This is a genomic window from Leptolyngbya sp. AS-A5, assembly GCF_039962495.1.
Classification (GTDB): domain Bacteria; phylum Cyanobacteriota; class Cyanobacteriia; order Leptolyngbyales; family Leptolyngbyaceae; genus Leptolyngbya.
This window is the reverse complement of record NZ_JAMPLL010000025.1, coordinates 15,672-31,531: the sequence shown is the minus strand read 5'-3', so window position 1 is coordinate 31,531 and position 15,860 is coordinate 15,672. Positions and strand designations below refer to the sequence as shown.

The window sequence follows — 15,860 nt, the reverse complement described above, 5'->3', positions numbered from 1 at the left end:
ACAAAATTCTATCTCATGCCACGATCGAGAAAACTTTGACTCTTCTAATGAATCAGCAATCTGAGCAACTTAAGCGATCTGACCCCAAAAAATATGCGCGTCTTAAAGCTGAAGCCGCTGCACCCTATCGCGGACTGCGGAAATTTATCTATGTTGCCTTTGGGGGATCAGGCGCGATCGGCGCAGTCGTGTTTCTCGCGCGAACCCTTGCAGGGCGAGATTTAGAAACGGCTGTGCCAAATCTTGCCCTGCAAATTGGGTTAGTCGCGCTCATGGTCTGGCTATTTCGCTTTGAGAGCCGCAAAACCCCTTAGAGAACGCGAGTCTCGGTCTAACTTAACGCGCTCCAACAACGTATGGAGACGGAATCGCTTGAGCTTTACCCTGATTCACCAGCGCTTGGTAAATAAAGGCGGCTACTTCTGCGCGAGTGGCTTCTCGATTAGGCGTGAGTTGCCCGACTGTTGGATAGTTCACCACAATCTGACGTTGGGTAGCAGCCGCGATCGGGCTTGCTGCCCAGCCGGGAATCGAATTCGCATCCTGGAAGCGAGAAAGCGCGCTCGGATCTCCAGCCCCGAACTGTAAGCCATTCGACAGCGCGACTAATGCCTGAACTTTCGGAATTCGCTGATCCGGTCGGAACGTGCCGCCTGGAAAACCTGCCATAAAGCCACCCCGTGAAGCCGATTGAATCGCCGCAAAGCCCCAGAAGTTACTGCGAACATCAGAGAAGTTGACTGCCGGATTTCTAGGAGCCGGATTAAAGGCTTTGGAAACGATCGTCGCAAACTGAGCGCGAGTCACTGGCTCGTTCGGCTTGAATGTGCCATCTGGGAAGCCTGTGATGATTGCTTGTGATGCTAACGCTTGGATGTACTGTTGTGCCCAATGCCCTTGAACGTCAGAAAACGCTGTGTTTGTTCCGCCAGCTACAAACGCTACTGGACCTGAGATGCGCTTCGGATCGATGTTGTTGCCGATCGCTTGAAACGTATTGTTTGTCGTGTTGTTCAGGTCAACACCTTTGCGGCTGGCATCTCGACCGTTGTTGCGAATCGTATTGTTTCCTAGGCTGTCCGCAGTTCCCAAATCAGGGAATGCGTTGTCTCTGGCAACAATACCATCGCCTTGGCTATCGGTGATTACATTGTTGCGGAGGATGGCTCTACTCGATCCATCCATATAGATGCCTGCTGTGTTCTGCGTAATCTGGTTGCCTTCGAGTCGAGGGATTGAGTTACCGCCGATCGCCAGCCCGAATCCGGTTGCATTAAAGACATTGTTTCTAATCACACCCCGCGCTCCGCCAGTGATCGAGATACCATTGCCGGAGTTTTTGGTAAACACATTGTCGGTGACAACAGGACTAGAGTTACCTACGATGAAAACGCCTTCCCGATTGCTATTGGTAAACGTGCTGTTGGCAATCATGCAGTCTGCATCTTCGACCCAAATTCCAGTGCCGCGTGTGACAATATTCGTCACGGTTACACCGCGAATTTCACTACTATTGGCGGCTCGAATCGCGGCGTTTTGGTTGCCAAAGGCTTTACTCGGCGTTAGTCCACTGCCTTGAATTAGGAAATTCGCGCCTTTACTGTTCTCGTCACCGCGTAGGACAACACCGGGTTTAAGCACGATCGGGAATTGTTCGCCGGTTTGTTCGGTGTAGTTACCGGGAGCGAGTTGAATTAGCGTTCCTGCGGTTGCTTGCTGGAGTGCGAACGTAATGGTGCGATAGGGTGCAGCATCGGTTTTTCCAGCCGTGGGCTGATCGCTGCCGGTTGTGGGATTGACGTATAAAACTGTTGTAATCGTGGGGCTAGTCACCGATGGGGTTGAAGTGGTTGGGAGCTGGCTATCGGTGGGCGCTTGAGCCATTAAGGGAGTACCCAAGCACAGTAAAGCGAGTAAGCTCAGTTGGGTGGGAACGATCGCGCGGGAAAAGGGAAATTTACCAATGCCTAGACGTACCATAAGTTCTCTCATCTCAGAGTCATAAGTGCATGCGTGTCTCTTATGGGGGATGACAAGCCAGAGTAGATGCAAGTTCCCCGAATTGTGAGCTACTGCACTATACACAACTTCTCAAGAAGTGGCGATCCGAAATGCAAAGCAGAGTTCAGCGTTGTGTAAGGAAAATATGAGCGCACTCCTTTAGAGCGTGGCAGGCGTTCGGTTTTCTCAGATACTAGAAGAGGCGACAGTCAGAAAGGGGTCAGCAATGTTATCGAAAGGATTTGAAATTGAAGTCTACACTGGGACTCCGCAAGGGGATGTGGTAGGACTGTCGGATCAGATTGTGGCGGCATTGGATGGATTCGTGCGTGAGCCAGATAGCCGCAATGTCGAGTACACGACACCGCCCGGCTTTCGGTATGAGCGATCGCTGTGTGATTTAGTCACACCTCGGTTGCGGCTGCGTCAATTTCTCAAGTCCAAGGGCGATTACACGCTGATTCCGGGCAGCACTTTGCCACTTAAAGGACAGGGCGATCGATTCTGGCGCTCTGATCCCACGAATCCTTATCACGATTACATCGAAAACACCTACGGTACAAAAGTTGTCACTGCTAGCGTTCATATTAATATTGGCATGAGTAATCCCGATGTATTGATGCGGGCTTGTCGATTAGTGCGCGTTGAAGCACCTCTATATCTAGCATTGAGCGCGGCATCTCCAATCTTTAACGGTGAGATCACTGGGTATCATTCCACGCGCTGGGGTTTGTTTCCAAAAACGCCTGCCCATGTGCCGCTGTTTGAAAGTCATGCTCACTATATTCGCTGGACAGAAGAACAGATTGCCATAGGGACAATGCAGAATGTGCGGCATCTTTGGTCTTCGGTGCGTCCGAATGGCGATCGTCGTCCTTACAGTTTAAATCGGCTGGAATTGCGAATTTGTGATTTGGTGTCTGATCCGATCGCGCTGCTGGCGATTACTGCGTTATTAGAGGCGCGATTGCATCAAGTGATGTCAGATCCGAGCTTAGATCCGCTGCAACTCAGCCAATTGAGCGCAGAGGATTTAATTGAGATTACCGATGCAAATGAGGCGGCGGCATCGCGATCGAGCTTAGATGCAGAATTAAGACATTGGAAAGATGGACAGCCGATCCGGGCGCGGGATTGGGTTGAGCAACTTTACGGGGAAATGTTCGGGATTGCAAAAGCACAGGGTTTTAGCTGTTTCTTGCTGCCGGTGAAGAAGATTTTACGCGAAGGCAATGAAGCCCAACGCTGGATTAAACTGAGCGAACAAGGATTCGACAATCGCGAGATTCTGATGCGATCGATTGAAGCAATGCAGGTTCGAGAAGGAGAGCTTCAAGGACAAATTTGTCAATCCCTGGTTGCTTAGGCATGATCTCCTCGTAAAGACGCGAATACCGTAGATGCAGTGAAGCTTCTAATCGCGTCTTTACGCCGTGAGTCGTCGCGTCCTTTTAAGCATCAAAAATCTTTTCTTGCATGGGCTGGCAAAAGGGCTGGACTCCCGTTTTAACCACATAAATTGCAACGGGAACAGCTAATCGCATCGGCAATTCTGTTTGTGCAACGATCGCATCAACCAACACCCCGGATAACCCGTCTTCGAGTCCTTCTTTAATCTGCGCTTCACACAGAATATGTCGCCATCGCTTAGCAAGTCCATCGATCCAGCGCTCATTTGCTTCTGGTAGCTGTCCTGATTTGATCGCAAGAGAGATTGCGGCATCTTCAAGATCTCCGTCACAATCTTCGATCACGTCTAAAGTTGCAAGTGCATTTGGATGATCTGAAAGTTGTTCGCGGAACAGTTCAAGATCTTCTAGTGAAACGATAATCGACATACAACAGTCCTACAACGGCATTCTGCCCCGATCGTATCACTCCGCGATTCTGTCGTAAGTTGGGACATGACACTTGATTCGATTGAAGAATTGACTGAAATATACCCTAGTGTGAGTTGAGACCTGTTTATAGAAGCGATATGAATATAAAAAAGATTAAATTTAAATACGGTTGATAACAATGTTGGAACAATCAAGAATGTCGCCTTCTACGAATACGATCGCTAATGGATGCTTGACGGTTGAGGTCAATGGCTTGAGAAACCAGAAAGGGATTGTGTGTTTCAGCTTGTTTTCAGGTGAGCAAGGCTTTCCGAACGAGAGCGATCGTGCCATTGCGTCTCGCTTTGTTGAGGCAAAGGAAGCTTCGGTTTCAGTCATATTTGATCAACTGTCTCCCGGTGAGTATGCTGTTGCTGTGATTCATGACGATAACGGGGATGGGAAGCTGAATACAGGCATATTCGGCATTCCCAAAGAAGGATTCGGTTTTTCACGCAATCCTAAGATCGGCATGAGCGCCCCGAAATTCGAGGAAACGGCGGTTCAGGTCTCCGGCGACGGTACGAAAATTCAGATTGATATGAACTATCTAATGTAGGGTTTGCACAATTCGGTGATGTCGCGATCGTGCTTTTCCCAAGAGGCACGATTTTTTGTTTGAAAGTTTGATGATTCTTAATAGAATCGGCTTCGATGATTAGGCTCGATGTCCCTAAATGCCAGGATGGAATCTTGAAAAAAGAGAGTTCTCGAATCTCCAGGATTCCCCAAACTTCAAAGTCCCCCATGAATGGGGGACTTAGGGGGCAAGAAGCACTTCACATCGAAGCGAATAACCGTATTCAAGCAGCAAAACTTTCACGAAAGTCACGTCTAAAAACCTATACAGCTATTTCGATTTGTTTTGTTTATTGTTCTGGATTTTATTAAATTTAGATAATAAAAACCAAAGAAACCTGAAATTTGAGTTTCACAGATAACCTGAGTCGATTAGCACATTTTCTTGATTTTTAGAAAAACCATACTTCTGCAATCAATGTAACTTCTTCTTTCGACTGCTAGGCAGAACTGCAAACATCAACAACAATGCAAATAGAGACGTACCCGCGCTCACCCCTTCACAAAAGACAGGAGACCCAGAGTGAAACTCGCAGTTTACGGAAAAGGCGGTATCGGCAAATCAACGACAAGCTGCAACATCTCCGTTGCGCTCGCAAAACGCGGCAAAAAGGTACTGCAAATCGGCTGTGACCCCAAACACGACAGCACCTTTACCCTGACTGGATTTCTCATCCCCACAATCATCGACACCCTTCAAGAAAAGGATTACCACTACGAAGATGTCTGGGCTGAAGATGTGATCTACAAAGGTTACGGAGGAGTCGATTGTGTAGAAGCAGGCGGTCCGCCAGCAGGTGCAGGCTGCGGTGGCTATGTCGTGGGCGAAACGGTAAAACTGCTCAAAGAACTGAATGCGTTTGATGAATACGATGTCATTCTATTTGATGTTCTTGGCGACGTAGTTTGTGGTGGATTTGCTGCACCCTTGAACTATGCAGATTACTGCATGATTGTGACTGATAACGGATTTGATGCCCTGTTTGCAGCCAATCGGATTGCAGCTTCAGTGCGCGAAAAAGCACGGACACATCAACTCCGATTGGCAGGACTGATTGGCAATCGAACTGCAAAGCGCGATTTGATTGATAAATACGTCGATGCCGTTCCCATGCCTGTGTTAGAAGTGCTACCGCTTATCGAAGATATTCGCGTATCGCGGGTGAAAGGAAAAACATTGTTCGAGATGGCAGAATCTGATCCCTCGCTGAACTATGTCTGCGACTACTATCTGAACATTGCTGATCAAATTTTGGCAAACCCAGAAGGCGTTGTGCCAAAAGATGCCCAAGATCGCGAATTGTTCTCGCTGCTGTCAGACTTCTACCTCAATCCAAAACAGCCCAAAACCGCCGAAGAAGAACTCGATTTAATGATGGTCTAAAGAAAGAATGAAGGGTAACGGATAGAGAAAGCAAATCGCGATATGTGATTAGATTGAGGCTGACTTTATCGTTATCTTGATTTGACTTGTGAACATTGATCAACTGCGGCGATCGCTCAAAGATCGCTGGCTCGACTACTACCAGGAAAACCGCGCTTGGATTACTCGATTATCGATTTGGGTGAGTTGCGACGGACAGCGGCGACCGTCATCCAGCTTCATCTTAGGTGCGCTTTCCAGTGTAGAACCGCGACTCGTTGACCTCCTGCCGCTGATTGTGGATTTGAGCAATCATCCCGATCGCATCATTGTTGCCCTGGGACTGAACTTCGACCCGGAGCAAGAACTGATCCATCTCAAGCAGCTTCAAGCCGAAAAGCCGAAATATCTACCTGCAAGTTCTGCCCCTGAAGTCAAGCCCCGCCGCCCTGCTGAAGTAGACGAAGCCTGTGAAGGACGGGATCGATCGCATCAATCGAATCGCGCTCCTCGATAAAACCCTCATTTAGAGAAATACTGTTATGACTCTCGCTGATCCTCAACCTCAAGCTCTGCAATTTGAGTGTGAAACCGGTAATTACCACACCTTTTGTCCGATTAGCTGTGTTGCATGGCTTTATCAAAAAATTGAAGATAGCTTTTTCCTAGTCATTGGGACAAAAACTTGCGGGTATTTTCTGCAAAACGCAATGGGTGTGATGATTTTTGCAGAACCCCGTTATGCAATGGCAGAACTTGAAGAAGGTGATATTTCAGCCCAGCTCAATGATTACGAGGAACTGAGACGACTGTGTGAACAAGTCAAGCGCGATCGTAATCCCAGTGTGATTGTGTTCATCGGAACCTGTACCACTGAGATTATCAAAATGGATTTAGAAGGACTAGCCCCAAAGCTTGAAGCAGAGATTGGAATTCCGATCGTCGTAGCTCGCGCTAACGGTCTAGACTATGCCTTTACTCAGGGCGAAGACACGGTGCTTGCAGCAATGGCGCAACGCTGTCCGACCAAAGCTCCTACGGGTGAAACAGAAAAAGAAGAGCGCAACGCCATTCAAAAGCTGATGAACTTTGGGCGCAAGCAGGAAGAGATCAAACAGCAGGATTCCGAGTATGTAGATCATCCGCCATTAGTGATGTTTGGATCAGTACCAGATCCGATCGTCACTCAGCTCACTTTGGAGCTGAAGAAGCAAGGCATTAAAGTCTCTGGATGGCTTCCTGCAAAGCGATACACAGAGCTTCCAGTGATCGAAGAAGGATACTATGTTTCGGGTGTGAATCCATTTCTATCGCGGACGGCTACAACGTTAATGCGGCGACGGAAAACGAAGCTCATTGGATCACCGTTTCCGATCGGGCCGGATGGCACCCGCGCTTGGATCGAAAAAATTTGTTCTGTGTTCAACATTGAACCCAAAGGCTTAGAAGAACGAGAAGCAAAGATTTGGGAAAGTGTTGAGGATTATCTGCAATTGGTTCGTGGAAAGTCAGTGTTCTTTATGGGGGATAACCTGCTGGAGATCTCGCTAGCGCGGTTTCTGATTCGCTGTGGCATGACTTGTCCAGAAATTGGTATTCCTTATATGGATAAGCGCTATCAAGCCGCAGAACTCGATTTTCTGGTAAAAACCTGCAATGAAATGGGAGTTCCAGTTCCCAAGATTATCGAAAAGCCCGATAACTACAATCAGCTTCAGCGCATCCATGCACTCAAGCCCGATCTGGTCATCACTGGAATGGCTCATGCCAATCCATTAGAGGCGCGAGGCATTAGTACGAAGTGGTCAGTTGAGTTTACCTTCGCTCAAATTCATGGATTTAGCAATACTCGCGATATCTTAGAGCTTGTCACTCGTCCGCTTCGTCGCAATAGTGCATTACAGAACATGGGCTGGGAGAAGCTGGTGCAGGAAGAAGCAAAAATTTAAGGACTGAGATAAACCTGACCCTCTAGAAGCGGATGATCGTTTCTAGAGGGTTTTTTAATCATCGCAGTTCAGGATGGTCATGATTTACTTAAGCTCCCTTGTCGGTTGCGATACTTGAGTCCAAGTTGCCAGCGAGACTCAAAAGTTTGGCAAAAGTTATCGATCGAGTAGAACAGTTCTTCTAGACTAAACATGAGGGCAAACATAGCAAGTGCAGGAGGACTAATGATCGAGTGGACATCTGAAGCCGAGGCAAAATTAAAAGAAATTCCCTTCTTTGTGCGTCCGGCAGCCCGAAAGAAGATTGAGAAATTCGCTCAAGAAATGGGCGCAACTCAAATTACTCTTGAGATTTACGACCAAGCAAAACAGAAGTTTGGTAATTAAGCGAGGACAGCAACATGACCATTTCTGCTCAATCCAAAATTTGGACAGATGAGGAGTTTATGGCATTGCCAGACAACGGCGATCGCTACGAAATTGTAGATGGGGAATTAAAGATCGTGGGCAATTCAGGAATGCTGCACGGGCATATTGCAAGCGTCCTCATCGTTTTTTTGGGGGGTTTAGTTCGATCTCAGAAATTAGGGGTTATTTGTGATTCCAGTACGGCTTTTAAGATGAAGTCGGGAAACAAGCGATCGCCTGACATTTCCTTTGTTGCAAAAGATCGACTAAAAGGCTTGAAAAAACTGCCTAGAGGATTCTTCGAGGGTGCACCAGACCTAGCCGTTGAAGTTATTTCTCCAAGCAATACCTTTGAAGAAATTCATCAGAAAATCGTGGAGTATTTCGAGAGCGGTTCTCGCTTAGTTTGGGTCATTAATCCTGACGAAGAATCGGTGATTGTTTATCGGAGTGCAACACCTGATCGCTTATTAAAAAAGGCTGACTTTCTTGACGGTGAAGAAGTAGTGGATGGATTTCGGTTAGCGATCGCGGAACTCTTCACCGATCTCGATTTTGATTAACTCAGCTTAGAGGTCGTCGCCATAAATCTCTCGATTAATCGCCTCATCGCCATCTCCACACCATCAAGGATTTTCTAATCATACTCTTCGGGTATTTGGACGGGTAAAGGGCGGTACTCCGATCTCGCCAAGGTCGATCGCTTCTCTACAATGTCTTTATCACGATCGATCTTATGAGGGGGAACGCGATGCAGCCAACCAATGCCGAAAAATTTACCGAAAAAGCCTGGGAAGCGATCGTCCGCACTCCAGAGATCGTAAAGCAGGTACAGCAACAGCAGATTGAAACCGAACACTTGATGAAGGCGCTGCTGGAACAAGATGGTTTAGCGATTAGCATTTTCAATAAATTGGCTGTTCCTGTCGATCGAGTGCGCGATCGAGCCGATGAATTTATCCGTCGTCAGCCGAAAGTATCGGGAAGCGGGACTTCTGTCTATTGGGGACGCAGTGCCGATTCGCTGCTTGATCGCGCTGAAGACTATCGCAAACAGTTCGAGGATGATTTTATTTCGATCGAACATTTGCTGTTAGGTTATGCCCAAGATAGTCGCTTCGGAAAGGCTCTACTGGCAGAATTTAGAGTTGATGAAGCGAAACTGAGAAACGCGATCGAACAAGTTCGGGGTAATCAAAAAGTGACTGACCAAACGCCAGAAAACAAATACGAAGCTCTAGAGAAATACGGGCGTGATTTGACTCAGTATGCTCGCGAAGGGAAGCTCGACCCCGTGATCGGACGAGACGACGAAATTCGCCGCACGATTCAAATTCTGTCTCGTCGAACGAAGAATAATCCGGTTTTAATTGGAGAACCGGGTGTGGGTAAGACTGCGATCGCTGAAGGTTTAGCACAGCGTATTTTGAGCGGAGATGTGCCGCAATCGCTGAAAGACCGCAAGCTAATTGCCTTGGATATGGGTGCGCTAATTGCAGGTGCGAAGTACAGGGGTGAGTTTGAAGAGCGATTGAAAGCTGTTCTGAAAGAAGTCACCGATTCTCGCGGCAATATCATCTTATTTATTGATGAAATTCATACGGTCGTCGGTGCGGGTGCCACTCAAGGCGCGATGGATGCGGGTAACTTACTGAAGCCGATGTTGGCGCGGGGTGAATTGCGCTGTATTGGTGCAACAACCTTAGATGAATATCGCAAGTACATCGAGAAAGATGCAGCCCTTGAGCGGCGATTCCAGCAGGTCTTTGTAGATCAGCCAACGGTTGAGGATACCATTTCGATTCTGCGCGGGCTGAAAGAACGTTACGAAGTTCACCACGGGGTTAAGATTTCGGACTCTGCTTTGATTGCAGCCGCAACGCTTTCGACTCGTTATATCAGCGATCGCTTCTTGCCTGACAAAGCGATCGACCTCGTAGACGAAGCTGCTGCGAAGTTGAAGATGGAGATTACCTCGAAACCAGAAGAGTTGGATGAGGTCGATCGCAAGATTCTCCAGCTTGAGATGGAGAAGCTGTCGTTTAAGGGAGAAAGTGATGCAGCTTCTCGAGATCGTTTAGAACGCCTCGATCGCGAACTGGCAGATCTCAAAGAAGACCAATCGAAGCTCAATGCTCAATGGCAAGCTGAAAAGGGCGTGATTGATGAGCTGAAGAAGCTAAAAGAAGAGATTGATCAAGTTAGCCTTGAAGTTCAGCAAGCTGAGCGCGATTATGACCTTAACAGAGCGGCTGAATTGAAGTACGGCAAGCTCAATGAATTGAACCGTAAAGTTGAAGAAGCGGAAGCCCGTCTGACTCAAGCCCAGAAATCTGGTACATCTCTGCTGCGTGAAGAAGTGATTGAGGCAGATATTGCTGAAATCATTTCTAAGTGGACGGGTATTCCAGTGAGCAAGCTGGTTGAATCTGAAATGCAGAAGCTCTTACAGCTTGAAGATGTTCTGCACAAACGAGTGATCGGACAAGATGAAGCGGTAACGGCGGTATCCGATGCGATTCAGCGATCGAGAGCCGGACTTGCTGATCCAAACCGTCCGACTGCCAGCTTTATCTTCTTAGGCCCAACCGGTGTCGGTAAGACCGAGCTTGCTAAAGCTCTTGCTGCTTACCTGTTTGATACCGAAGAAGCAATGGTGCGGATCGATATGTCCGAGTACATGGAGAAGCATTCCGTCTCCCGTTTGATCGGTGCGCCCCCTGGATATGTCGGTTACGAAGAAGGCGGACAGTTAACCGAAGCCGTGCGTCGTCGTCCGTACTCAGTGATTCTATTTGACGAAATCGAGAAAGCCCATCCCGATGTATTCAACGTGATGCTGCAAATTCTTGATGATGGTCGCGTCACTGATTCGCAAGGTCGCACGGTGGACTTCAAAAACACCATTATCATCATGACCTCGAACATCGGTTCACAGTACATCTTTGAATATGGTGGAGACGACGATCGCTACGAAGAGATGCGATCGCGGGTGATGGATGCAATGCGATCGAGCTTCCGTCCTGAGTTCTTGAACCGGATTGACGAAATCATCATCTTCCACAGCTTGCAAAAATCGCAACTGCGCGAAATCGTCAAGATTCAAGTCAAGCGCTTAGAGACTCGATTGGCAGAGCGCAAGATGTCGCTGAAGTTGTCCGAGGCTGCCTTAGATTTCTTAGCTGAAGTTGGCTTTGATCCAGTGTACGGAGCGCGTCCATTGAAGCGGGCGATTCAGCGAGAATTGGAAACGGCGATCGCGAAAGAAATCCTGCGTGGTAACTATACCGAAGGCGATACGATCTTTGTCGATGTCGGTGAGACCGAGCGATTAGAGTTCAAACGCTTGCCATCCGAAGTGTTGACAACTCAATAAATTTAGCCTTGGGGTGGGATTGTTCTCGCCCCATTTTTTTGCGCTCTACAGTGATTGACGAGGATTGGCAGAAAATTGAGCAGATCTTAGAGCATAATCAAACCGAGAAATCGATCAATTTGAATTGTTTCGTAGGTGTTTTGCGACAAGAATAAAAATTACTAAAAGTAGAGGAGGTAGAAATGGAAGGTCAGTGTCTTTGCGGTGCCATTACTGTTAGAACGCCAGACAAAAAGAGTATCGATGCTTGTCACTGTGGAATGTGCCGGCGATGGGGAGGGAGTCCAGCATTAGGCATATCCTGCAGTTCAGATGTGCAAATAGAGGGCACAGACAAACTGAAAGTATATCGATCGTCAGAATGGGCAGAACGATCGTTCTGTGGTGAATGCGGTACACATATCTTTTATAAGCTACTACCGACAAACGACTATTTTCTTCCGGCAGGCCTTTTTCAGGATGAAATCGAGTTCGAGTTTACAGAGCAGATCTTTATCGACAGAAAACCTAGTTATTACGAGTTTGCGAATCAAACCGTGAATCTAACAGAAGCAGAAGTATTTGCTAAATTTGCATCCACTGGAGAGAGTTAAATCACAACATAAAAAAGAAGGGTGTTGCACCCTTCTTCTCTCTTCTCTTTCTCAGTTCTCTTAGTCTTCGCGCTTATCGGATGGAGGATTGGAAATCTGTTCGGCTTCGGGGCAATCATCCGATACGAGCGGATCAACACATCCTTTCGGCACGGAGGAGAGTTTTTGAGTTACTGCTCCAATGCTTTCGAGCCGTACCATTTCTTCCCAAGAGCAGTTCTCGTCTTCTTCGTCGGTCTCATAACGCAACGTCACCAAATCTCCTTCGATATCTAGAATCTTGGCGCGTTCGATCCAGCGTTGTTGATCCCGCAAGAAGATCCAAACTTCACGACCATCACAACAGAGTTGATAGATCTTGCGGTGTAGCATATGCTTCTCCTGAGCGAATTACTCGAATATCACTAAATTAGACTGCAGCTTCGATTCTGCCGCCGTCTTTCATCAAACAGATTTGAGCGCAATGGCACGGGATGGGTAGGGTGCGATCGCAATTCGGTTGATCTGATCCAGGGGCAGAGTATTCATACAATCAAGCCTAGCGCTGGATCAGGCAAAAGCTTTCTCACCAAGGACAGGATTTGAAGCGCAACACGGTCGTAGCCTGGGAGTCGGGACTGGGGAGACACTCTTAAAGTCATTGTTGAGGCAGTAAAGGGACTTGGCGCAAAATCTGAATCAAGACAAGCTCAATTCAAATCGGTAGATAACGCTGGTAATCCGGAGTTAGCCAGAGGCTCGAAATCGCGTATCAAGGGTTCCCGAAGGCAGTAAACCAACAGGTACTTAATTCTACTTCCATTTTAACGAACCGATTGTCGATTGAATAGAACATCTCTACTAGATTTGAATTGTTCTGCGCGTTCCTATTAAAAAAATAAAAGGATGTGACAGCTTAGACACACCCTTTAAGAAAACTTAATCTTAACTGCGAGAAATTACGACTTTGGCGGGCCTGCTGTAACGATGATGACCTGTTCGGGTCGAAGTAGGTCTTGGGCAGCTTGATTCACTTGAGCCTGCGTCACCGCATCAATTTGATTCGGATACTGTCGCAGCTCGATCGCATTCAAGCCATACATCTCGTTCATTAAGAGAACGCTGGCAAGTTGATCGGGGTTTGCTAAGTCAACGGGGTAGCTGTTGGTGATGGATCGCTGTGCCGTCACTACTTCGGTTGTACTCACGCCCTTGGTGCGGATTTGGGCTAAGAGATTGACCGTGCTAGTGATCGCTTTATCAGCATTTTCGGGAGCCGTTTGCATCGAAATCACGAACGGGCCAGGACGGTTGCCTGCTTGAAAGAAACTGTAGATTCCGTAGGTGAGTCCTTGACGATCGCGCACTTCTGACCCCAGTCGACTCGATAGGGTGTCTCCGCCGAGAATTTGATTCATCACGGAGGCGTTATAGAAGCGTGGGTCGCGTCGATCGATTCCGGCTGAGCCAATTAGCGTCACGGATTGAGTTTTGCCGGGAATCGCAGCATAACGGCGAACGGTTGCACTGGGAGATGAAACGGGCGGGAAGGCCAGAGTTGGCGCTTTTCCAGTCGCTTTCCATCCGCCTAATTCTTTTTCGATCAGCGATTTGACTGCGATTGGATCAAAATCGCCTACCAACGCGACGATCGTCTTATCCGGTCGGTAGTGCGATCGGTAGAAGTTGACTAAATCCTGACGTTGAATCGCTGTTAGGCTGGCTTCGGTGGGGAAGCTGTAGAACGGATGATTTTCCGGGTAAACGGTTTGCTGAAAGACACGACGAGCAAGAACGGCAGGGTTATCGAGTTGAACTTTGAGCGTGGTCAGCGATCGGGCGCGAGAAAGTTCGAGTTCTCGATCGGGAAACGTTGCATTCTGCGCGATGTCTGATAAGGTTTGCAGCATGATCGGCAGGTGCTCGGATAGGGCGTTAGCATTCACTAGAACGCTTTCTCGGTTGGTGTCAACGCCAAAATTGATTCCCCGATCTTCAAGCGTTTTCGCCAGGGTTAGCGCGTCTTTGGTCGTTGTGCCGTTCGTTAAGTTGTCTGCCGTTAGTTTTGCCAGTCCTGCCTTTGTGTTGGAATCAAATTCTGAACCCGCTTGTATCGCAGCACTGAGCGAGATCGTTGGAGTGCTGGTATCGCGCATGAGTAGAACTCTCAAGCCGCTTGGCAGCACGTATTTTTCGGGTAGAGCTTGTGGAGTGCGATCGCCTTGTTGCACCGTAGGCAGGTATTTTGCCACCTGAGCCGGATCAACAGGCAGCCCTGCATTAAACTTCTCACTGGTTTGACCTGCATTCACAGCGCTGCCAGATTTGCCGTCGATCGTCGTCGGTTGAAACAATCCAATCGTCGCTTTATCCGGCGTGAAATAAGTTTTAGCAACTCGCTGTAAGTCAGCAGGAGTCACACGATCGACGTTTGCCAAAAAGCGATCGGTGTATTTGTAATCCCCGGTGGTGGTTTGATCGTCCCCAAGTTGAAACGCTTGGCTAGTGATGTCACGATTTCTTAGAAGCACTGAGGATTTTAGCTGGGTTTTAGCGCGGGTGAGTTCTTCTTGGGTCCCACCCTGCGATCGAACCTCTGCGAATACCGTTTGAATCGCTTCACTAACCTTGGTCAAGTCCTGATTTGGGGCAGCGGTAGCAGAAAGGTCATACCATCCGCCTGAAATCATGTTTGCGGGATAGCCACTGAAACCGCTAACCAATCCGGTTTCGACGAGGGCTTGATACAAACGAGAACTGCGACCTTGAGTGAGAACGAGATCTAGAACGTGCAGCGCGGGCACATCTGGATGAGTTGCATTGGGTAAAGGATAAACGGCACTGAGCAAAGGAGCACTACCTGGCTCTCGTAGCACGATCGGTTGAGTTTGCTTTGTCGGTTTCGCAGCCGTTGCAGTCGGTTTCGGGGTATTGGTCTTTTCCCGCTTCGGAACTTTGCCAAACAATTCCTTCACCGCTTGCAGAGTGGGTTCTGTCTTGAAGTCGCCCACTAGAATTAATGTGGCATTGTCCGGGCTGTAATAGTTGCTGTAGTAGTTACGAACTTGCTCGACTTCAAATTTCTCGACATCCGCTTTTGTGCCACCCACAGGCAATCCATACGGTGAATTTGGTAAAGCTGCTCTCATCACCGCACGATCGAGCCGATAGTCCGGGCTATTTTCATAGCCTTGCAATTCCGAGATTACTACTCGCTTTTCACTGGTCAATGAATCGGAGTTGATCAAACCATTCTGCATTCGATCGGCTTCAAGGGCAAGGAGCGATCGTAATTTATCTCGCTGAACCGTGCCGTAATATGCGGTCTGATCGTGGCTAGTGAATGCATTCGATTGACTGCCTAACGCATTGAACAAGCGACCAAACTGAATCGGTCGATCGGTCGTTCCTTTGAACATCAAATGCTCTAATTGGTGGGCAATGCCATTCACGCCTGCCGCTTCATCCCGCGATCCAATGCGATACCAAACTTGTACCGTGACGACTGGAGCGGTTGGAACTTCTTTGGTTAAGACCGTTAATCCGTTATCAAGAACAGTCTTACGAACAGTATCTGTCGTGGTGACGGAATCTGGAACCGCCGCCGATGCGGATTGTAGAAAAGGAACCGAGTTGGATAGCAGTACCGCGCTGAGACAGAGCATAAACAGAAAGCTGGCAAAGCGATATTGCTGAAGAAATTTTAGAAAAGACATCGGAAGATTAAAGCGC

14 protein-coding genes are annotated in these 15,860 nt (G+C 48.0%); 10 read left to right on the top strand and 4 right to left on the bottom strand.

The features are described 5' to 3' along the window. The first annotated feature begins 47 nt into the window (after positions 1-47). Positions 48-314, top strand: a complete 267-nt coding sequence (locus tag NC980_RS20770; protein ID WP_190376547.1) for a DUF3493 domain-containing protein — start codon at positions 48-50, stop codon at positions 312-314. Between the two features lie 22 nt (positions 315-336). On the opposite strand, the gene NC980_RS20765 is transcribed toward NC980_RS20770, so the two are convergent. Then, entirely contained in the window at positions 337-1,980 is a 1,644-nt protein-coding gene (locus NC980_RS20765) for a DUF1565 domain-containing protein (RefSeq protein WP_199298486.1), read from the bottom strand. 247 nt (positions 1,981-2,227) lie between these two features. Here NC980_RS20765 and gshA point away from each other — a divergent pair, with 247 nt between their 5' ends. Beyond that, positions 2,228-3,367: a glutamate--cysteine ligase gene (gene gshA / locus NC980_RS20760; protein WP_190376545.1), complete on the top strand. Its 1,140-nt coding sequence runs from the start codon at positions 2,228-2,230 to the stop codon at positions 3,365-3,367. A gap of 85 nt (positions 3,368-3,452) precedes the next feature. Here the strand turns inward: gshA and NC980_RS20755 are convergent, their stop codons facing one another. Beyond that, complete coding sequence (locus NC980_RS20755; protein WP_190376544.1) at positions 3,453-3,839, bottom strand: hypothetical protein; 387 nt, start codon at positions 3,837-3,839, stop codon at positions 3,453-3,455. Between the two features lie 199 nt (positions 3,840-4,038). Here NC980_RS20755 and NC980_RS20750 point away from each other — a divergent pair, with 199 nt between their 5' ends. The 8 genes from NC980_RS20750 to NC980_RS20715 all read left to right on the top strand — a co-directional run bounded on the left by NC980_RS20750 (position 4,039) and on the right by NC980_RS20715 (position 12,149). Then, complete coding sequence (locus NC980_RS20750; RefSeq protein ID WP_242026791.1) at positions 4,039-4,440, top strand: DUF2141 domain-containing protein; 402 nt, start codon at positions 4,039-4,041, stop codon at positions 4,438-4,440. Positions 4,441-4,983: 543 nt separating this feature from the next. Continuing rightward, complete coding sequence (bchL, locus tag NC980_RS20745) at positions 4,984-5,844, top strand: ferredoxin:protochlorophyllide reductase (ATP-dependent) iron-sulfur ATP-binding protein (RefSeq protein WP_068393180.1); 861 nt, start codon at positions 4,984-4,986, stop codon at positions 5,842-5,844. Positions 5,845-5,932: 88 nt separating this feature from the next. Further along, a complete protein-coding gene (locus NC980_RS20740) occupies positions 5,933-6,340 on the top strand; it encodes a DUF5331 domain-containing protein (protein WP_190376542.1) in 408 nt (135 codons plus the stop codon). A gap of 25 nt (positions 6,341-6,365) precedes the next feature. Beyond that, positions 6,366-7,772: a ferredoxin:protochlorophyllide reductase (ATP-dependent) subunit N gene (locus NC980_RS20735; RefSeq protein WP_190376541.1), complete on the top strand. Its 1,407-nt coding sequence runs from the start codon at positions 6,366-6,368 to the stop codon at positions 7,770-7,772. 228 nt (positions 7,773-8,000) lie between these two features. Beyond that, positions 8,001-8,159, top strand: a complete 159-nt coding sequence (locus tag NC980_RS20730; RefSeq protein WP_190376560.1) for a PCP reductase family protein — start codon at positions 8,001-8,003, stop codon at positions 8,157-8,159. A 14-nt stretch (positions 8,160-8,173) separates the two neighbouring features. Then, on the top strand, positions 8,174-8,743 hold the full coding sequence (locus tag NC980_RS20725; protein ID WP_190376540.1) for a Uma2 family endonuclease: 570 nt from the start codon (positions 8,174-8,176) through the stop codon (positions 8,741-8,743). A 188-nt stretch (positions 8,744-8,931) separates the two neighbouring features. Then, positions 8,932-11,556 (top strand): ATP-dependent chaperone ClpB, encoded by a 2,625-nt coding sequence (gene clpB, locus NC980_RS20720; protein WP_190376539.1) that lies wholly within the window; start codon positions 8,932-8,934, stop codon positions 11,554-11,556. 182 nt (positions 11,557-11,738) lie between these two features. Further along, positions 11,739-12,149, top strand: a complete 411-nt coding sequence (locus NC980_RS20715; RefSeq protein WP_190376538.1) for a GFA family protein — start codon at positions 11,739-11,741, stop codon at positions 12,147-12,149. Between the two features lie 60 nt (positions 12,150-12,209). On the opposite strand, the gene NC980_RS20710 is transcribed toward NC980_RS20715, so the two are convergent. Together NC980_RS20710 and NC980_RS20705 are read right to left on the bottom strand one after the other, a co-directional pair. Further along, a complete protein-coding gene (locus NC980_RS20710) occupies positions 12,210-12,521 on the bottom strand; it encodes a DUF6679 family protein (RefSeq protein ID WP_190376537.1) in 312 nt (103 codons plus the stop codon). A 566-nt stretch (positions 12,522-13,087) separates the two neighbouring features. Beyond that, positions 13,088-15,844, bottom strand: a complete 2,757-nt coding sequence (locus NC980_RS20705; protein ID WP_190376536.1) for a pitrilysin family protein — start codon at positions 15,842-15,844, stop codon at positions 13,088-13,090. Positions 15,845-15,860: the final 16 nt, after the last annotated feature.